Source organism: Aliiroseovarius sp. F47248L (assembly GCF_023016085.1).
GTDB lineage: Bacteria > Pseudomonadota > Alphaproteobacteria > Rhodobacterales > Rhodobacteraceae > Aliiroseovarius.
The window spans coordinates 1-18823 of sequence record NZ_JALKBF010000003.1; the positions used below are offsets into that span (position 1 = coordinate 1).

Genomic DNA, 18823 nt, shown 5'->3' on the forward strand with positions numbered 1-18823 from the left:
CATGGGGTATCGAGGCCGGCATCTTCGACTTCAGCTTTCAAAGCGTGGTTCATCTCGTCCCGTATCCATGACCTGTCCTAACGAGAAACTGACCAAGTTTGCAGATCAAGTCAATAAATAAATAAGAGTGAATTAATAATGCGGAAGGTGCCACACCGATCATTGACGGTTAGGAGGGTTACGACATCAGGATGAGATTTCATGGCTGCGCTGCCGCTTAAGAGCCAGCAGCGTGGCAAGTGGGCCGACGATTTCGAAGAAGACTGTGGCCGCGATGGTCAGTGTCATGATCGGTGCAGCCCAGTGTGGGAAGGTTTCGGCAGCAACCAACGCCATTCCGACCGCCACCCCTGCTTGTGGCAGAAGGGCAGGGCCATAGATATGTACCTGCGAAGGGGGGACGCCGCCAATTCGCGCACCGATCTCACCGCTGACCAGCCGTGCTGCGATACGAAGCACGACATATGCAAGGCTGATCCAGCCAAGCGTCCAAAGTGCATCCAGTTCAAGTGTCGCACCGGCGAGAAGAAAGAACAGCAGCATGAACGGCCATTCGATATATTCAATTTCGTGAAAAGCGTGGTCGTGATGGCGGGCCAAATTTGCGATCATCGCGCCTGCGGTCATCCCGGCCACGAGGAACGACACCTCCAGCCAGATCGCAAGACCCGCGGTCAGGAAGACGACGCCGATTGCTTCGGTCTGAAGTGGTTCACCCTCTTTCAGGCGTCCTGTTAGGAAGGCCGACGGGATGCCGACACACGCACCAAGCAGAATGCCGCCACCAATATCGCGACCGGCCCCCATGAGCGGGGCGGCCCATCCGCCGGACTGATCAACAAGCGCCAAGCAAAGGCTGAACATCAAAAGCCCCCAAACATCGTCAATCGCAACGATGCCGCTGAGCGTTTCAGTGAACCCGTTGCGCACACCTGATTGCCGTATGACATCTGAAATTGCCGCCGGATCGGTCGCCGTGGCAATCGCCCCAAGCAAAAGCGCAAGGCCAGGATCAAGCCCCAAGGCTGTAAGACCGCCCCAGACAATTGCCGTCGTTCCGAAAACGATGCTGAGCGATATTGAGGAAATGGCACGGCCATGGCGCAACATGTTTTCGCGGGTCAGTTCCCCGCCAAGCAGGAACGCCACCATGGTCAGCGCCACGACAGAAATCGGCTCGAACAAGTCGGTGACAGATCCGTGCAGAAGGTCCAGACCGGACGGCCCGACAAGAAGGCCAAGAAGCAACAGCATGGTGACACGCGGCAATCGCGTGATGTGGCCAACTTTATCTGCCAGCAAACTGCCAAGAAAAAGCACGCCAAGCGTGATCAGCAACAGCGCCTGTTCCATCGCGTGCGGTCCCTCGTGTCACGTCGTGCCTTTGGCCCGGCGTACCGGGCCAAAGGGTTGATTACCTCAGCAGATCGAGACTGCCCATATCAATACCCAACGGGCCGCTTAGATCCTCGATCGAGTCATAGAGGAGCTCGAGGGCGTAGTGTGGATTATGCGCATAGTTGCCCGGGTCCGATGTGACCAGTTTCCAGTTGTAAGCGGCGCGCAGGCTGCGCGGTGTCCAACCGTTATAGGCGACCGGCTTGCCTTCGGCCTGGTCGACGACGCCATCCCCGTTCGCATCCGTGAAGAAGTAAGGATACCGGTTCCCATCGTAAACCATCGGCACACCTGTCACGTCTTTTGCATAGGATTTGACCGTATCCAGCAAGAGCGCCGCGTTCGCCTGAATGTCAGAGCGGATACCAACCGAGGTGTCGCCAGTGCCGGAGTAGCTTTGGCGCGAGATACGGATGTCCTGCATGCTGTCAGCCTGGTGGCAGGTCAGGCAAGGCTCGAACGCGATTTCAAGTGTATGTGGCTCGTGGCAGGAGTTGCAGGTCGAAACCGGTCTGGCGTGGAAGAACCGGCCTGAATAGTCGCGCCCATCATAGTGATAACCTGCACCACCATATCCGCCCAGCCATGTCGCGGCAGCGGTGGCATAGTGTGGGTTGACGAAACGCAGCTCGGCGTTCGGAGTGTCTGTGTCCATATCGGCGATGGCCTTGCTGACGGTCACGCCTGCAGTTCGGCCTTGGTGACAGGTCATGCAGGAAGCCTCGACCCCTTGGACGGGATGCATCAGGCCGCTGGGGAACTGTACTTCGGTGATTTCGGCCAATCCGGCATTGTGGCAAGTGCCGCAATCCACGACGCCGCCAATGTCGATCGGGTTCTCAATGACGCCGGGTTTGCTGCCGTCCAGACCGTGAAATGCACGAAACCCCTCGCCCGCGTGGCAGGTGGCGCAGGCGGGTTGAATTTCTTCGTCCTCGTCCCAGTGGCGAAAGGCTTCGGCTGCGGCGTCGGCATGGCCTGATCGAAACCAGTTCGCAATCGCCTGGCTGTTTTCAACTTTGATATCGGCGGCGTTGAACGGCCCCGATTTTGGAAGCGCAAATGGAATGTCGGCTTCCTCTGCCGCAGGATCGCTATTCGTGGTTTGACCCAGCGCAACGTGGCTGCCTGCAAGGGTACTCAAAGCTACCAAGAATGCTGAAAAACATATGAGTGTTGGATATTTAGACCTCATGACTGATTCCCCGTTGTAATTGAAATGATCTTCTTTCAAGCTACTATGAGTATGCTATCGTCGCATTGATGTAAGTCAGAACTGGAAGTCGCGCTGTTTGTTCGCGCCCTTTCGACGCAGGAGAGAGGTCATGAATGCTCTCAAGTTTGGGTCCGGCCTGACCCCGGCATTCCCATCGCCTCGGATCAGCGCGCTGGAACCAACAGATGTGATCACTCAGGAGGCCGGGATACGGACGCCATCCGGCCTGTCGCTTCGTGTCAATCCGTTGGTGCGCGAAGGTGACATCGTTTCGCAGGGTGCGGCGGTTGCCTGTTTGCGTGACATCCCCGACGTTCAATTCGTGGCCCCTATGCCCGGACGCGTCGCCCGGATATCGCTTCGGCCCGGGCGCAAGTTGTCAGAAATCGTATTGTTCCATGAAGCAGGCGGTGACGTGGTGCGACACAAATGCGCCGATGTGGATACAGAGGTAGGACTTCGCAAGCTCATGAAAGCCGCCGGTGTGTGGCCGTGGTTGCGGCGACGACCGTTTGGCGGCATGCCGCCAGCAGGTGAGCGACCTGCGGCGATTGTTGTGATGGCGATGGATACCCGACCTTTCGCCCCTGATCCGCGCCTAGCGCTGGAGGGGCGCGAGGGTGCCTTCGCACGCGGCCTTCAGGCATTGACGATGCTGTGCGACGGCCCCGTGTTTGTCTGTCAAACTGCTGGACCTGCATTGTTTGAACAGGGGCTTAGCGGCGGGCAGGTGCGGTCCGTTGATGGCCACGCCCGCCATCCGCACGGATCGGCCGGTTTTCGGGTTCATGACCTTGCACCGGCCACGATTGAGACGCCCGTCTGGGATGTTCACGCCGAAGATGTTGCGGCACTGGGCGATCTTCTTGTGACTGGTGTCTTGCCGATGTCTCGTCTTGTGCGAGTTGCCGGTGAGGGATTGCGCGAAAGTCGGTTGATCCGGACCCAGCCCGGCGCTGATCTGCGCGAACTGACGCTTCGCGCTCAGATCCCCGGCGCAAATGCTTTGCTGTCCGGGTCGCCGCTGGACGGACATGAGGCCCAGTGGCTAGCCCCGCGCCACAGGCAGGTGACGGTTCTGCCCCGCTCGCCCAAAGGTGCACCGCAACACTGGTTGGTCTCGGCGCTTACCCGGTCGGGCCTGCCCAAGCCGGTGATCCCGACCGCGGCATTGACGCAAGCGTTTGGCGCAGCCTTGCCAGCCGTTGCGATGGTGCGTGCGCTAAGTTCGGGTGACGACGAAATGGCGATGAAGCTCGGCGCGCTGTCGTTGCTGGAAGAGGATCTGGGGCTGGCCGATTACATCTTGGGAGGCGATGCCCACATGGCCAAATTGTTGCGTGGCATGTTGGATCGTGTCCAAACGGAGTTTGCGCCATGATCAAAGGGTTGTGGGATCGCGAAACGGTTGCGCTGTTGCTGCTGGCGGCGGTTATGCCACTCGCGCTGTTCTGGCTTTGGTATGGTGGTGCACAAGCTTTGGCGGCGTTTGGGCTTGCCGCTCTCTGTCTTGCCGTTTGGAGCTTGGTGTTCATGCTCGCGCGGGCACAGCCGCCATCTTTTGCCTTTCTGGTGACGTCATTGGCCATCGCAATGCTGGCGCCCGAAAATTTGGGCGTGTTCCGGCTGGTGCTGGGGATCAGTTTCGGCGCCGTGATCGGTGAACTTGTCTTTGGCGGTTGGGGGCGAAATGTCGTCAACCCGGCGGCCGTCACGCTGTCATTTCTTGGCTTCGGCTTTCCCGGGTTTGCGTGGCCGGGCTTTGATGATCCCGTCATCTGGGCGTCAATCCCGGCGGCGCTGATTGGCGTTGCGACCGGCGTTATGCCCGCTGCTGTTTTTGGCGGTGCACTTTTGGTCTTAGGCGCTGCGGCGATGTTTGGTGCCCCTGTTGAAGCCGTATTGCCTTCAGCGGGTATCGTTCTTGTTCTTCTTGTCGCCGATCCGGTGACGAGTGCCACGACAACCATTGGCCGATGGTTGAACGGCGCGCTTTATGGCGGCCTTGTGGTCATGTTTGCAGCCGGATGGAGCGGAGCAGCCCCCATACAGATGGCGGTCGCGGCGGCGCTTTTGACGTCGTTGGCTGCGCCACTTTTGGATGAAATCGCAATCTCGCTTTGGATCGCGCAACGCAGGAGGCGTCATGGCCGAAACTGACTGGAACCCTTGGCGCCGTTTTCTTGCCTCGCCAAACGAAAGCCGAACCAAGACGATCATCGTGGCCTTCCTTGTGTCGGCAGTTTGCGCTGTTCTGGTCAGCGGTGCCACGGTTATTCTAAGGCCGATCCAGACGGCAAACCGTGCAGCGGAAGAGCAAGCGCGGATCAGCGATCTGGTGCGCGGCATTCCCGGTATGGCAGCCCTGCTTGAGACGTCGGGCGGCACCCTGTCGACCGTCGTGATCGACCTTGAAACGGGCCGCGCCGCCGAAGGTGTCACGCGTGAAACGCTTGACACTGTGCTGGCCGATCAGGCCAACTGGACCGCTTTGGATGCCAGTGCTGATCTTTCCGGGCTGGGCCAGCGGCCGAACTATGCACAGATTTTCCTGCTGCGAGACAGCGAAGGTGTTTCGCTGGTGTTGTTGCCGGTGACGGGTCAGGGCTATGGCGGTCGGATTGATGCGATTGTTGCCGTCCATGGGGACATGAATACGATAGCCGGCATGGCGATTACCCAGCATTCAGAAACCCCGGGGCTGGGTGGCCGGATCGAGGATCGGTCATGGCTGGAAAGTTTCCCCGGCAAGTTGATCCGTGACGACAGCGGTGCAGTGCAGTTCAGTGTGGCCCGCGGCGATGCGGCGAACGAATATCAGGTTGACGGTATCACCGGCGCGACCCGCACCGGGGGAGGAATGACCCAGATGATGCGGTTCTGGATGGGACCAGATGGCTACGGCCCGCTGCTGGACGCCATCGCACGGGGGGAGTTCTGACCCATGCCCACGCGCACCTCATTCTGGACCACGCTGACTGATCCGCTGATCCGGCAGAACCCGGTTACATTGCAGATCCTTGGGATCTGCTCGGCGCTTGCAGTCACGACATCGCTGGCCACGGCGTTGACAATGTCGGTGTCGCTGACCGTTGTGTTGACGCTGGCGGCAGGTGTGATCAGCGTAATCCGCCGGCACATCCCGGACACGATCCGCCTGATCGTCCAGATCGTGATTGTCGCCTCGCTGGTGATTGTGATTGACCAGATCCTGCAAGCCTATTTTGCCGAGATTAGCCGCGCGCTTTCGGTCTATGTCGGGCTGATCACCACGAACTGTCTGGTCCTTGGTCGCACCGAGGCCTACGCCCGCTATCACGCGCCACTGCCATCGATGGTCGATGCGTTTGGCAATGGGCTGGGATATTCTCTGGTCCTGATCATCATCGGTGCGTTCCGCGAGCTTTTCGGGCGGGGACAGTTGTTCGGTCATCAGGTGCTACCGTTGGCCGATGACGGGGGCTGGTTCACACCGCTGAGTCTGATGCTGCTCGCACCGTCTGCTTTCTTCCTGCTGGGGGGGCTGGTCTGGGCCGTGCGATCGGTGTGGACCGAACAGGCCGAACCGCCTGAGCATACGCCCCCCTTGCGACCGGAGATCGTGGAATGAGCGACGCCTGGTCCTTTTTCCTGTTCGCGGCGTTTGTCGACAACATGCCGCTGACCCTGTTTCTGGGGTTGTGCACGTTCCTTGCCCTGTCGCGCCGCACTGAAAGCGCGATCGGGCTGGGCATCGCCATGACGGGTGTCTTGGGGGTGACGGTCCCTTTGAACAACCTGATCTACAACGGGCTTCTTGCCCCCGGCGCATGGGGTTGGGTGGGGCAGCCTGACCTTGATCTGTCATATCTGGCGCTGATTGCCTTTATCGGCGTGATTGCAGCGACGGTGCAGCTTTTGGAGATGTTGCTTGATCGGTTCTTTCCGACCATTCACGCCGCATTCGGTGTCTTCCTGCCGCTTCTGACCGTACAATGTGCGATCCTTGCGGGTAGCCTTTTCATGGTCGAACGCAACTATACCCTTGGTCAGTCGGCCATTTTCGGCGTGGGCAGCGGGTTTGGATTTGCTGTGGCCGTGGTCATGCTCAGCGCTATCCGCACACGCCTTTCCTATGCGGATCTGCCTGCGGGTCTGCGGGGGCTTGGCATCGCGTTTATTCTGACCGGGCTTATGTCGCTAGGCTTCGCCTCGTTCGCGCAAATGGCGGCAGCACCATGAGCGAGATCGTCCTTGGCAGCTTGATCATCGCGGCCCTCGTGGTGGGGTTGGCAATCGGCCTTCTGGTCGCGCGCAGCAGGCTGGTGCCGAAGGGGGCCATCAATGTGACCGTCAACGGCGCGCGGCAGATTGCAGCGCAGCGGGGGGCCAAGCTGTTGGGCGTTCTGCATGGTGCGGACATTCGTATTCCGGCGGCCTGTGGCGGGTCGGGCACCTGCGGGCTTTGTCGTGTTACGGTCACGGGCGAAGGTGCCGGAGAGCCGCAGGCGACCGAACGCGGTGTTCTGTCGCCAAAAGAACGCCGCGCTCATATGCGCCTTGCCTGCCAGGCCACGCTGCGCGGCGACTGTGAAGTGAGCGTGCCTGACGACATCCTTAGCGCGGGGGGTGGTGTCGCGTGCAAGGTTTCCTCGACCCGAATGCTTGCCCCGCTTATTCGCGAGATCGTGCTGAATATACCCGACGATCACCCGACGGCCTTTCGGGCAGGCGACTTCATGCAGATCACCGCGCCCGCCTATCAGCTCGATTTTACCGGGTTGGACGTGGCGCCACAGTTTCGCGACGCATGGGAAATCAACGGGTGGGGCGGGTTGAACGTGGCGTCAGAAGTGGAAGTCACCCGGGCCTATTCGCTGGCCAGCCGGCCCAAGGATGTGGGGCGCGCAGTGTTCAATATCCGCCTAGCCGTGCCACCCGCCGGACGCGAAACCGAGGTTCCGCCGGGCATCGTATCGTCATGGCTGTTTTCACTGAAGCCGGGCGATATGGTCGATGTGTCTGGCCCGTTCGGCGAGTTCCACGTTCAGCCGACCGACCGCGAGATGATTTTTATCGGGGGCGGGGTGGGTATGGCCCCGCTGCGCGCGATGATCCATCAGGAGCTGGGGCGCGGCACCACCCGGCGTCTTCGCTACTTTTATGGCGCGCGCACCGCTGCCGATCTGTTCTATTCTGATGAGTTCGAGGCATTGGCGGCGGAGTATGCCAATTTTAGCTGGACACCCGCCCTGTCAGACCCGGCGCCGGGGGACCGTTGGATGGGCAAGACGGGGTTCATACATGAGATGCTTAAAGCAGAGATGAGCACCCACACCGCTCCGGAAGACTGCGAATACTACCTATGCGGCCCACCAGTCATGATCTCGGCTGTACTTGGCACGCTGGAACGGTTGGGCGTTGAGCCGCGCTCAATCTTCTTCGATGATTTTGGAGGCTAGGCAATGCACAATCTAGTATTGTGCCCGAAACTTTGTATCGCCTTGGGCGTGATCGTTGCGGCTTGCGTGTTCAAACGGACTTTGCATGCCTTTGCCATGTGGGATTTGATAAGTATCAGGTCATTAGGACCGGTTGGATTGACACACGGCTGCTTTGAATAAGGAGCTACAGCTATGGAAATCTTGTTTGCGATTGTCATCTTCGGCCTTGCGGCTGTTGGGTTGGGGCTGGGGCTTACCTTCGGACGAGATCCAGTGCGCACCAGCTGCGGGGCGTCTGCCGGTCTGCGCGAAGGACGCTGTTCGGACTGTCCCTTGCGCCATCGCGCAGAGGCTGCGGAGTCACAAGAATGAGCACGCATCGGGTTGCATCAATCATGCGCAGCGATGTCCCTATGCTTGCGCCTGACACACCGATCCGGCATGCGATTACCGTTCTGCTTGATGCACGTGCCGCCGCCGCCCCCGTGATTGGGGTCGATGGTGGGCTTGTGGGGATCCTGACCCAGAAGGACTGTTTCCGACCAGCTCTGCATGCAAGTTATCATCAGGAATGGACGGGTCGGGTGGCGGATCAAATGTCAGCAGATGTCATCAGCGTTGATGCCAGCGACGATATGATCCGTGTGGCAGAGATGTTCCTGACTCACCCGTATCGCGTCTTTCCGGTTATGGACGGCGCAACCGTCGTCGGGCTGGTGAACCGCTCAGATGTCCTGTCCTTCCTGTTGCGCGCGGGCTGAGGTTGAGGAATTTGGCGTGAACCATGCCTTCCACAGGTGATGCGCCTCGTGCCGGGTCTCAGTTTTCGCTGGAAGGTCGTCCGATAGGGGCTTACCTTCCAAAATATCATGGACAAGCCAGACTCGATCCTTTCCCTTCTTCCGGCCCGCTTGAAACAAGCGCGGCAAGCGCAGGGGTTGTCGCTGGACGCGGTGGCAAAATTGTCGGGCGTGTCGCGCAGCATGGTCAGCCAGATCGAAAGGGGCGAATCTTCGCCCACGGTGTCGACCCTTTGGAACTTGACCCGTGCCTTGCAGGTGGATTTCGCGGGGTTGTTAGAAGATCAGGCGCGCAGCCGGATCGAGGTGTTGCGTGTCGATGAAGTGCCGACAATCGAGAACCACGGGGATGGATGCACGATCCGTATCCTGTCACCGCCCGAAGACGCAGGGCGTCACGAGGTCTATGAGCTGCGCTTTGCTGATGGGGGTATGTTGGAGTCCGACCCCCATGCCTGTGGCACGAAAGAGAATCTAACAGTGATCGAAGGTATTTTGACTGTGACAAGCGGCGAGGCATCGAACCGTTTGAACACTGGCGAAACCGCGCGCTATGCCGCGGATGTGCCGCACCGATTGAAAGCAGATGGGCAGGCGCGGGCGTTTCTTGTTGTCAAAGGCGTTTGACCGGGCCTGAGCCGGTGGCCATCTCTCGTTATCCCGTATTGCGGAATGTTATCCGCTATAGTAGCAAGGTCGCGCATATCAGAGGAGCACCCCATGTCTGACCGTTTTCTCACCGATCTGGAATCCACGCTTGCCGGGATCGAGGCTGACGGCCTGATGAAGCGCGAGCGCCTGATCACGTCACCGCAAGGGGCTGAAATCTCGGTTGGTGACCGTGAGGTCATCAACCTGTGCGCCAACAATTATCTGGGACTGGCCGATCATCCTGACCTGATCCGTGCCGCACGCGATGTGATGGATGACAAAGGGTTCGGTATGGCATCGGTCCGGTTCATCTGCGGTACGCAGGATTTGCACCGCGAGCTGGAACAGAAGCTGGCGGCGTTTCTGGGGAAGGACGACTCAATTCTGTTTGCGGCGTGTTTCGATGCGAATGGCGGGTTGTTTGAACCGCTGCTGGGGCCAGAGGATGCGATTGTCTCGGACGCGCTGAACCATGCGTCGATCATCGACGGGATCAGGTTGTGCAAGGCGCGGCGCTTCCGTTACGCCAACAACGACATGGGCGATCTTGAGGCGAAGCTGAAAGAGGCGCGCGAAGGTGGCGCGCGGCATGTGATGATCGCGACGGATGGTGTGTTTTCGATGGATGGCTATCTGGCCAACCTGCCGGATATCACCCGGTTGGCAAAAGAATATGACGCGGTGGTGATGGTTGATGACTGCCACGCGACCGGTTTCATGGGGCCACACGGGGCAGGGACGCCGGATCACTTCGGCGTCGATGTGGATATCCTGACCGGCACGTTGGGCAAGGCGCTTGGCGGCGCGCTTGGCGGCTATATTGCCGGGCCGCAGCCGGTGATTGACCTGTTGCGCCAACGGGCGCGACCTTATCTGTTCTCGAACGCGCTCCCGCCCTCCATCGTCGCGGCCGGTCTAGAGGCGATCCGGTTGGTTGAGGAAGGCGCGGACCTTCGCACGAAGCTGTTTGAAAACGCGCGCTATTGGCGGGACGAGCTGAGTAAGCTGGGCTTCAAGCTGCTGGACGGCGAGCATCCGATCATTCCGGTGATGCTGGGTGATGCCTCCTTGGCACAGAAAATGGCGGCCGGGTTGTTTGACGAAGGCGTCTATGTCTCGGGCTTCTTTTTCCCGGTCGTGCCGCATGGACAAGCGCGCATTCGCACGCAGATGAGCGCCGCTCTGACCACCGAGCAGCTAGACCGTGCGCTGGCTGCGTTCGACAAGGTGGGTCGTGATTTGGGAGTGATCAAATGAGCCTGCCAAACACCATGAAAGCGTTGGAAAAATCCAAGCCCGAAGAGGGGCTGTGGATGGTGCAGGCGCCGGTGCCTGAAATCGGTCCGGACGACGTGCTGATCCGTATCAATGCCACCGGTATTTGCGGCACCGACATCCACATCTGGAACTGGGATGACTGGGCTGCTGCCACGGTGCCGGTGCCGATGATCACAGGACACGAGTTTGCTGGCGAGATTGTCGAGCTTGGCCGCAATGTCACCGGGCTTGAAATTGGTCAGCGCTGCTCGGGCGAGGGGCACGTGGTCGGAACGGAAAGCCGCCAGAGCCGGTCGGGAAAGTTCCATCTGGACCCGGGCACGCGGGGGATTGGTGTGAACGTGCAAGGGGCGTTTGCGGAATATCTGCGCCTGCCTGCGTTCAACGTTGTGCCGTTGCCCGATGATATCCCGGACGAGATCGGCGCAATCCTAGATCCCCTTGGCAACGCGGTGCACACGGCGCTGAGTTTCGATCTGTTGGGCGAAGATGTGTTGATCACCGGGGCCGGGCCGATTGGCATCATGGCGGCCGCTGTGGCACGTCATGCAGGTGCGCGTCATGTTGTGATCACTGATATCAACCCGGATCGCCTGAAGCTGGCCGAACATGTCTGTGCCAATATCCGTACGGTGGATGTGACCCGCGAAGACCTGCGCGATGTGATCAGAGAACTGAAGATGAAGCAGGGCTTTGATGTCGGGCTTGAAATGTCAGGCAGTCAGCAGGCGCTGGACCAGATGGTGGAGAGCCTGATCATGGGCGGCAAGATCGCGCTTCTGGGAATTCCGCCCGGCAAGTCCCCCGTCGACTGGTCGCACATCGTGTTCAAGGCGATCACCATCAAGGGCGTGTATGGCCGTGAGATGTTTGAGACCTGGTACAAGATGATCGCCATGTTGCAAAACGGGCTGGATGTGAGCCGGGTGATTACCCACCGGATGCCTGTGGACGCGTTCAAGGAAGGGTTCGCCGCGATGAAATCCGGCCTGTCAGGCAAAGTGGTGCTGAACTGGCGCTAGGGCCGCAGGCTATCTGAGCGGGATGGGCCGCTGTTCCTCGATCGCTTCCATTGCAAAATAGGATGTGACGGTCTCAAGCTCAATATTCCCGATCAGGCGCTTATAAACATCGTCATACCCGGCCATGTTGCCGACGACGATTTTCAGCAGGTAATCGTATTCGCCACCGATACGGAAAAAGTCGATCACCTCGGGGATGGCTGACACATGGTTGCGGAACTGGCGCAGCCAATCGGATGAATGGTGTCGTGTCTTGATCAGAGAAAAGACGACAAAGCCACCGCCCAGTTTTTCACGGTCGATCACCACGGTGCGATTACGTATTGCGCCTTTGGCCTCCAACGCTTTGAGCCGCCGCCAGCAGGCGTTTTGCGACAGTCCAACCTTGTCGGCCAGCGCCCGTTGGGACTGTGCCGCGTCGCGCTGAAGCTCTTCAAGGATGCGATAGTCAAAATGATCGAATTTAGGGGTCATATGGCGATTATATGACCCAATAAATGAATTACAACAGTAAAGAACTGTGAAGAAATTTGAATTTATTGCGTCATGATGGTTGGATAAAACTAGAGGATTACATGACCGCTCTCGACGATTTCAAGGTTGCGCTGAAGGGTGCTGACATCCACGAGCAGATCCGCAAAGGTCTGATCGGCGAGGATGTGCAAATTGACGGGCCCTTCGGGCCGAAGCCGCTGATCTATGCCGACTATGTGGCGTCCGGGCGGGCTCTGGCGCAGGTCGAGGATTTCATTCGCGACCGTGTGTTGCCCTATTATGCCAACACCCACACACAGGCGTCATTCTGCGGTGAATACATGACCAAACTGCGCGAGGCTGCGCGGGCCGAGATTGCCCGCCTGACCGGCGCGGGGCAGGGGATGAGCGTGGTGTTTACCGGGGCCGGGTCAACTGCCGGGATCAACCGGATCGTCGGCCTGCTGGATCTGGCCGCGTTGGTGGCGGACGGGAAGAGGGTGGTGGTTCTGACCGGCCCGTACGAGCATCATTCCAATATTCTGCCGTGGCGAGAAACCGGTGCCGAGGTGATTGAGGTTGCCGAGGCACAGGGTGGAGGCGTCGACATGAACGATCTGGCCCGCGCTTTGTGGGCGGCCAAAGGTGCGGTGCGGATTGTTGGCACCTTTTCGGCTGCGTCCAACGTGACCGGCATTCTGACCGATGCGGATGCGGTCACACGGATGTTGCGTGCCCATGGTGCGCTGGCGGTGTGGGATTACGGTTGCGCTGGCCCTTACTGCGAGATGGATATGAAACAGGGCAGCGATGCCCAGAAAGACGCTATCGTGTTCTCGGTTCACAAGTTTCCCGGCGGTCCCGGATCCAGCGGCGTCGCCGTGATCCGTGACGGGATCGCCCGCCGTGCCACACCGACTCTTCCCGGAGGCGGCACGGTCAGTTTCGTGTCGCCGTGGGGGCACGTCTATTCCGACAGTCTTGCGGCGCGGGAAGAGGGCGGCACACCAAACGTGACCGGCGACATTCGCGCCGCATTGGCAATGCTGGTGAAAGAGGCGCTGGGGCAGGATTGGCTGGACGGGCGGCAAGCCGAATTGCGGGCGCGCGCGATGAAGGTTTGGGCTGCCAACGACCGCATACAATTGCTGGGCAACCCCGAAGCAGACGCGCTGCCGATCTTTTCGTTTCGGGTGCGGGATGAGCAGGGAGCGCAGGTGCATCACCAGTTCTTTACCCGGCTTCTTAGTGACCTTACTGGTGTGCAGGCGCGTGGCGGCTGCGCCTGTGCTGGGCCTTACGGCCACCGTTTGCTGGGTCTGGGCAAGTCTGATTCGGATGCCACCATGGCGGCGTTGGAACTGGGCCAGGAAACCGCCAAACCCGGCTGGGTGCGGTTGAACCTTTCTGCCCTGATGACGGACGAGAAGGCAGAAATTATCATTCAGGCGGTGGACGATCTGGCGCGGATCGCCCAAGATTATGCGGCACAGTACAACGTCGATACCAGTACCGCCCGTTTCAAAGCCCAAGCCTTGCCCAAGGATACGCTTGCTTCATAACAAAACTCTGGCCTGTCCGCATCCGCGCGGATTGATCAGGTGTGACGGACATCGACACTTGAAGGACAACCAACATGACACATGACACAGACTCCCCAATAGATGGCCAAGGGCTGCCTGCATTGGAGGCGCGACTGCGCGAGGATCTTAAGTTCCTGTGCTGGCCCGGAAAGGACTGGGTGCCAACGCGTGACGGGGTCAGTGATGTGGTAATCATCGGAGGCGGCATGTGCGGCATGGTGGCGTGGCTGGCGCTGAAGACTGGTGGCATTCACAACATGCGGGTGCTGGACCGCAGCCCCGAGGGGTTGGAAGGACCATGGCTGACCTATGCGCGGATGGAGACTTTGCGCTCGCCTAAAGAGTTGACCGGCCCGGCATTCGGCCATGGTGCGTTGAGTTTCCAAGCGTGGTATCGCGCGCAATTCGGTACAAAAGAATGGGATGCGCTGGACAAGATTCCGCGCCCGATGTGGATGGAATACCTGCAATGGTATCGGCAGGTTTTGGACATCCCGACCGAGAACAACGTGGCCGTCGATCTGGTTGAACCAGAAGGGGATTTGTTGCGGCTGCACCTGTCCGGCGCGAAGGAGAAATCAATCCTGTGCCGCAAACTGGTTTTTGCAACCGGGCGCGATGGCACCGGGCAACCCAATATCCCCGGCTTCGTGCAGGGTCTGGACCGCAAGTTCTGGGCGCACAGTGCCGACGAGATCGACTTTGCCAATCTGAAAGGCAAGCGCGTGGCGGTGGTGGGCGTGGGCGCGTCCGCCGTCGACAATGCCGCCGAAGCGTTGGAACACGGCGCGACCGAAGTCCGCCACCTGATCCGTCGCAAAGAAATGCCGACCATCAACAAGATGATGGGGATCGGGTCGTTCGGGTTCACCGTGGGTTATGCCAGCCTGCCGGATGAATGGCGTTGGCGCTTCATGCAGTATTCCTTCTCCACGCAAACGCCGCCGCCGCATGGCTCGACCAACCGGGTCAGCCGTCATCCGAACGCGTATTTTCATTTCGGCAAAGCGGTGCAAACGACGGTCGAAAAGAACGGTGCGGTCGAAGTGGGGTTCGCCGATGGCGCGGCGTATGAGGCGGATTTCGTGATCCTTGGCACCGGCTTCACCATCGACCCGCTGTCGCGGACCGAGTTCGGCAAGGCGGCAACCAATATTCTGCTCTGGCAGGACGTCTACACTCCACCTGCGGATGAACCATCGCGCGATCTGGGGCGATTCCCGTATTTAAACGACGATTTCACCTTCCGTGAGAAGGTGCCGGGGACCGCAGCTTGGTTATCCAATGTCTATTGCTTCAACTACGGTGCGTCGGCCAGCCTGGGCAAGGTGTCGGGCGATATTCCGGGTATCTCGGAAGGCGCGAACTGGATGGCGCGCGAGATTGCAGCGAAGCTGTATGTCGAGGATGTATCCGAGCATTGGCAGGCGATGCTGGATTACGACAAGCCGGAACTGGATGGTAGCGAATGGGAACCCGCCGACCTGATCACAGAAAGTGAAAAGGGGGAGGTTGCCTGATGGCTTTAGATACGAACGCACTGCGACATGCAGGAATCGCGCCTGATGGTGGTTCGGCGGCTGCCGTCGAAGGGCGTGCCGCGATCTTCGAGATGACGCAGGCTGCAGAAGACGCCGTGTTGCGTCCAAAGGACGAAGGCCCGTGGTCGCATGAGTTGCGGGTAGCGCTGGCAGCGCGGATCGCGACGTTGAACGGAGAAGCGGACCTTGCCGCGCAATATGCCGACGGGGCATGTGCGTTTGCCGATCTGGCTGACCCGCAAAATGACGGGGCAGCGCAGGGTTTGGCCGAGGTTGTGGCGTTCATGGACAAGGTCGCAATTGACACGCGCAATGTTGTGGCGGCCGATATTTCGGGCCTGCAAGCGGCCGGGGTGGCGGATGCCGATATTGTGCGGCTGGCCGAATTGAACGCATTTCTGGCGTATCAGATCCGGGTGATTGCCGGGCTGCGGTTGATGAAGGGGGCGTTTGCATGACCAAGGTGATCACGAAATTCACCCGTAACCTCCCGCATTGGCAGCCGCGCGTGACGCCGGTTGACCTGAAAGAGGCCAGCGAAGAACAGTTGGACGCGCTGCAGGTCACGCCGTCGAACACCAAGGTATCGGAATATGTCCTGACCCTGGCACATGACGTGGAAAGCCTGAAGGTGCGTTCGCCGCTGTTCAATGCCATTATGTATGACAAGGGCGGGATGAGCCGGGCTGAACGGGAGCTGGGTGCGCTGGGTGCGTCGATGGTCAATCATTGCATTTATTGCGCCGCCGTTCATGCCGCGCGTCACGCCCAACTTGAGAAATCGACCGACGTGACCGACAAGCTGTTTCGCGATGGTGCCAAGGCAGATCTGAGCGAGCGCGACCGGGCAATCTTTGATTTTGCAGTGGCGCTGTCTGAGGCACCGTCACAAGCGGGGCCAGCGCATATGGACGCGCTGAAATCCGCCGGGTTGGACGAGGCCGAGGTGTTGGACCTGATTCTTTCTGCGGCGCTTTTTGGCTGGGCAAACCGGTTGATGCATGTGCTGGGAGATCCGGTGCGGTTGCCGGAAGCAGCAGTATAAACATATCCATTATAACAGATATGTATCTAATATAATGGTGTAGTAGTATGAGAAAGTTCACAAGCGAATCATTGGGGGTAATGTGAGCAAGACAGTAGGACTGGCGGGCGCAGGCTCAATCGCATTTGGAACGGCGGCGTTGTTACGCAAAGCTGGCCATGATCCTATGCTGTGGTCGCCTTCGGGCAAGGGCACGGCAGAGCTTGCGACGGGTGCGGCACTGAACGCGGTTGGCGCGGTTGAAGTCACGCTGACGCCCCGCGTCGCCGACAGTGCTGCGATGCTGGCGCGCGACAACGACGTCTTGATTATCGCGCTGCCCGGTTACGGTCATAAGGCCGTACTGGATGCGCTGGCCCCGCATATCGAACCGCGCCATCAGGTGATCATCTCCTCCCATGCTTCATTGGGCGCGGTCTATCTGATGCAATTGCTGGCCGCGCGCGGTGTGCGCGTCCCGATCACCGCTTGGGGCACCACGATCTGCACCGGGCGACGGCAGTCGGGTACCGAGGTGAGGGTGAACACCGTGCGCAGCCGTGTCGATCTGTGCACCGTGCCGCAAGACCGGTCCGAAGAGGCGTTGAACCTGTGCCAGACTTTGTTCGGCGACCGGTTCCAGCCGCGTGATGGGCTTTTGGCCATCTCGTTGTCGAACTTGAACCCACAGAACCATATGGGGATCGCCTTGGGCAACATCACCCGGATGGAGCAGGGCGAAACGTGGTCGCAGGGTCAGAACGTCACCCCGAAAGTGGGCCGCCTGCTGGAAGAGCTGGACCGCGAACGGTTAGAGATCGCGAAGGCTCTGGGGCTGGAGGTGAAGACCATCTTCGAGCATTTCCACCTGTCGTTTCATGTGCCCGTCGCCTCGATTTCCGAGATGAACCAACAGATGCACGCGCAAGGCAATGGCGGTGTCGGCCCGGCCACCGCCGACAGCCGTTACGTGACCGAGGATGTGCCTTACGGTCTGGTGCTGACGGCGGCGCTGGGGCGTCTGACCGGCCATCCGGCGAAGCTGCACGAGGCTGGCATTCAGATTTTTTCCGCCATGTATGGCCGGGACTTCGAAGCAGAAAACGAAATTCTGAAGGCGCTGGACCTTGGCCGCTTTGACCTTGATGATCTGAAGCAGGCCGCACAAACCGGGTTGTTGCGCCAACCTGCCAGCGCCTGAACGACGATAAGTAACAACCAAGAAGAAGACCACTGAACCAACAAGGAGACCTACTATGTCAAAACTGCTTTACAGCCGCCGCCGTTTTCTTGGCACTGCCGCCACCACCGGTGCGGCGTTGGCATCGCCCTTCTATCTGCGTCGCGCTGCGGCCCAGTCTGGTGGCGAGGTGAACATCTGGACCTACAACGATTTCGTGCCCGAAGCGTTCAAGGAACAGTTCGAGGCCGAGACCGGCATCAAGGTCAATGTCCGTCTGGTCGATGACCAGGGCAAGCAGTTCAACCTGCTGGCCGCCGAACAGCCGAACCCGACCGTCGACATCATGACTGTCGCCGGTCACCGGTTCCTGCAGTTCATCGACAGCGACCTTCTAGCGCCTCTCGACACAGACCGGCTGACCAACTGGGACAAAATCAACCCAACCTTCTCGGAAAGCGATTGGTCAACGATCAATGGCAACAAATGGGGCGCGCCGATCCTGTCGGGGATGGAAGTTCTGTCCTACAACACGGAACTGGTAAGCGAAGAAGAGGCGTTGACCTGGGACACGCTGTTTTCCGAGAAATACAGCGGCCAGACGGCCTATATCATTCAGGACATGATGTCGATTGTGATGCTGAAAATGGGCTATGACGGTAACATGGTCGAATATATGGATGACCCTGAGAAGGCCGCACAGATCGTCGAAGAGGCCAAGCAATTCCTGATCGAGAAGAAGCCGTTGGTGCGCAAGTATTACGACGGCGGGGCCGAGTTCCAGCAGATGATGGTCAATCAGGACATCGCGTTGGGCCATTCGTGGAACGGTCCGGCAGCCGCGCTGATCAATGATGGTTTCCCGCTGGCAATGACGATTCCGCGCGAAGGGTCGTATGGCTTTGTTTACACATACAACATCGCCAATAACGCACCGAATGCCGATAACGCTTACACCTTCCTTGATGCGATCCTTGCCTCTCCCGAGATCGGCGCAGCAATGACCAAGGCTTCTGGCTTCATCTCGACCTATAAGGACGCGTCGCAACACCTCAGCGACCTTGAGAAGAAATCGACCTCGTTCCCGGAAGAGCAACTGGCGAACCTGCAATTCTTCCGCGCCGAGGCTAACGATCTGAAATACAGCCTTGTCGACCCAGCGGTCGAGGCAATCAAAGCCGCCTGATAATACGTTAGGAAACCTGTTCCTGTCCCGCCTGTTGCGGGGCGGGG

The 18823-nt window shown here is 59.3% G+C and carries 20 protein-coding genes; 17 read left to right on the forward strand and 3 right to left on the reverse strand.

Translation table 11 applies throughout. From position 1 onward, the window contains the following. Nucleotides 1–186: 186 nt before the first annotated feature. Both MWU51_RS16130 and MWU51_RS16135 read right to left on the reverse strand, forming a co-directional pair. Nucleotides 187–1353: a cation:proton antiporter gene (locus tag MWU51_RS16130; protein ID WP_247039309.1), complete on the reverse strand. Its 1167-nt coding sequence runs from the start codon at nt 1351–1353 to the stop codon at nt 187–189. A 61-nt stretch (nt 1354–1414) separates the two neighbouring features. Then, nucleotides 1415–2542, reverse strand: coding sequence for a cytochrome c3 family protein (locus MWU51_RS16135; RefSeq protein ID WP_247039311.1), 1128 nt, complete (start codon nt 2540–2542; stop codon nt 1415–1417). A 181-nt stretch (nt 2543–2723) separates the two neighbouring features. Between MWU51_RS16135 and MWU51_RS16140 the strand changes: the two genes are divergently transcribed. The 11 genes from MWU51_RS16140 to tdh all read left to right on the forward strand — a co-directional run bounded on the left by MWU51_RS16140 (nt 2724) and on the right by tdh (nt 11788). Next, nucleotides 2724–3995: a Na(+)-translocating NADH-quinone reductase subunit A gene (locus MWU51_RS16140; protein ID WP_247039319.1), complete on the forward strand. Its 1272-nt coding sequence runs from the start codon at nt 2724–2726 to the stop codon at nt 3993–3995. Next, nucleotides 3992–4774: an RnfABCDGE type electron transport complex subunit D gene (locus MWU51_RS16145; protein ID WP_247039321.1), complete on the forward strand. Its 783-nt coding sequence runs from the start codon at nt 3992–3994 to the stop codon at nt 4772–4774. The genes MWU51_RS16140 and MWU51_RS16145 overlap by 4 nt, the downstream gene beginning before the upstream one ends. Beyond that, nucleotides 4761–5555, forward strand: a complete 795-nt coding sequence (locus MWU51_RS16150; RefSeq protein WP_247039323.1) for an FMN-binding protein — start codon at nt 4761–4763, stop codon at nt 5553–5555. Before MWU51_RS16145 ends, MWU51_RS16150 begins: the two co-directional genes overlap by 14 nt. Before the next feature lie 3 nt (nt 5556–5558). After that, a complete protein-coding gene (locus MWU51_RS16155) occupies nt 5559–6224 on the forward strand; it encodes an NADH:ubiquinone reductase (Na(+)-transporting) subunit D (RefSeq protein WP_247039324.1) in 666 nt (221 codons plus the stop codon). Further along, the gene (gene nqrE, locus MWU51_RS16160) at nt 6221–6835 is read left to right on the forward strand and encodes an NADH:ubiquinone reductase (Na(+)-transporting) subunit E (protein ID WP_247039326.1); all 615 of its coding nucleotides are present in this window, start codon (nt 6221–6223) and stop codon (nt 6833–6835) included. Before MWU51_RS16155 ends, nqrE begins: the two co-directional genes overlap by 4 nt. Beyond that, nucleotides 6832–8055: an NADH:ubiquinone reductase (Na(+)-transporting) subunit F gene (gene nqrF / locus MWU51_RS16165; protein ID WP_247039328.1), complete on the forward strand. Its 1224-nt coding sequence runs from the start codon at nt 6832–6834 to the stop codon at nt 8053–8055. Before nqrE ends, nqrF begins: the two co-directional genes overlap by 4 nt. Before the next feature lie 174 nt (nt 8056–8229). Beyond that, entirely contained in the window at nt 8230–8409 is a 180-nt protein-coding gene (locus tag MWU51_RS16170; protein WP_247039330.1) for a hypothetical protein, read from the forward strand. Further along, the gene (locus MWU51_RS16175; protein ID WP_247039338.1) at nt 8406–8798 is read left to right on the forward strand and encodes a CBS domain-containing protein; all 393 of its coding nucleotides are present in this window, start codon (nt 8406–8408) and stop codon (nt 8796–8798) included. Before MWU51_RS16170 ends, MWU51_RS16175 begins: the two co-directional genes overlap by 4 nt. Nucleotides 8799–8906: 108 nt before the next feature. Next, nucleotides 8907–9464: a helix-turn-helix domain-containing protein gene (locus tag MWU51_RS16180; protein ID WP_247039340.1), complete on the forward strand. Its 558-nt coding sequence runs from the start codon at nt 8907–8909 to the stop codon at nt 9462–9464. Between the two features lie 93 nt (nt 9465–9557). Beyond that, nucleotides 9558–10745 carry a glycine C-acetyltransferase gene (locus tag MWU51_RS16185; RefSeq protein ID WP_247039347.1) on the forward strand — a complete coding sequence of 396 codons (1188 nt, stop codon included), beginning with the start codon at nt 9558–9560 and terminating at the stop codon, nt 10743–10745. A gap of 14 nt (nt 10746–10759) precedes the next feature. Further along, nucleotides 10760–11788: an L-threonine 3-dehydrogenase gene (gene tdh / locus MWU51_RS16190; protein ID WP_247039697.1), complete on the forward strand. Its 1029-nt coding sequence runs from the start codon at nt 10760–10762 to the stop codon at nt 11786–11788. A gap of 9 nt (nt 11789–11797) precedes the next feature. On the opposite strand, the gene MWU51_RS16195 is transcribed toward tdh, so the two are convergent. Next, entirely contained in the window at nt 11798–12262 is a 465-nt protein-coding gene (locus MWU51_RS16195; protein WP_247039349.1) for an Lrp/AsnC family transcriptional regulator, read from the reverse strand. A 101-nt stretch (nt 12263–12363) separates the two neighbouring features. On the opposite strand from MWU51_RS16195, the gene MWU51_RS16200 reads away from it, so the two are divergent. From MWU51_RS16200 to MWU51_RS16225, 6 genes are all read left to right on the forward strand, one after another. After that, a complete protein-coding gene (locus MWU51_RS16200) occupies nt 12364–13824 on the forward strand; it encodes an aminotransferase class V-fold PLP-dependent enzyme (RefSeq protein WP_247039351.1) in 1461 nt (486 codons plus the stop codon). Nucleotides 13825–13898: 74 nt separating this feature from the next. Further along, nucleotides 13899–15365, forward strand: a complete 1467-nt coding sequence (locus MWU51_RS16205) for an NAD(P)/FAD-dependent oxidoreductase (protein WP_247039353.1) — start codon at nt 13899–13901, stop codon at nt 15363–15365. After that, nucleotides 15365–15844 (forward strand): hypothetical protein, encoded by a 480-nt coding sequence (locus MWU51_RS16210; RefSeq protein WP_247039355.1) that lies wholly within the window; start codon nt 15365–15367, stop codon nt 15842–15844. The genes MWU51_RS16205 and MWU51_RS16210 overlap by 1 nt, the downstream gene beginning before the upstream one ends. Further along, complete coding sequence (locus MWU51_RS16215) at nt 15841–16431, forward strand: peroxidase-related enzyme (RefSeq protein ID WP_247039357.1); 591 nt, start codon at nt 15841–15843, stop codon at nt 16429–16431. The genes MWU51_RS16210 and MWU51_RS16215 overlap by 4 nt, the downstream gene beginning before the upstream one ends. A gap of 82 nt (nt 16432–16513) precedes the next feature. Next, complete coding sequence (locus MWU51_RS16220; RefSeq protein ID WP_247039359.1) at nt 16514–17611, forward strand: NAD/NADP octopine/nopaline dehydrogenase family protein; 1098 nt, start codon at nt 16514–16516, stop codon at nt 17609–17611. Between the two features lie 55 nt (nt 17612–17666). Beyond that, nucleotides 17667–18776, forward strand: a complete 1110-nt coding sequence (locus MWU51_RS16225) for an extracellular solute-binding protein (protein WP_247039361.1) — start codon at nt 17667–17669, stop codon at nt 18774–18776. Nucleotides 18777–18823: the final 47 nt, after the last annotated feature.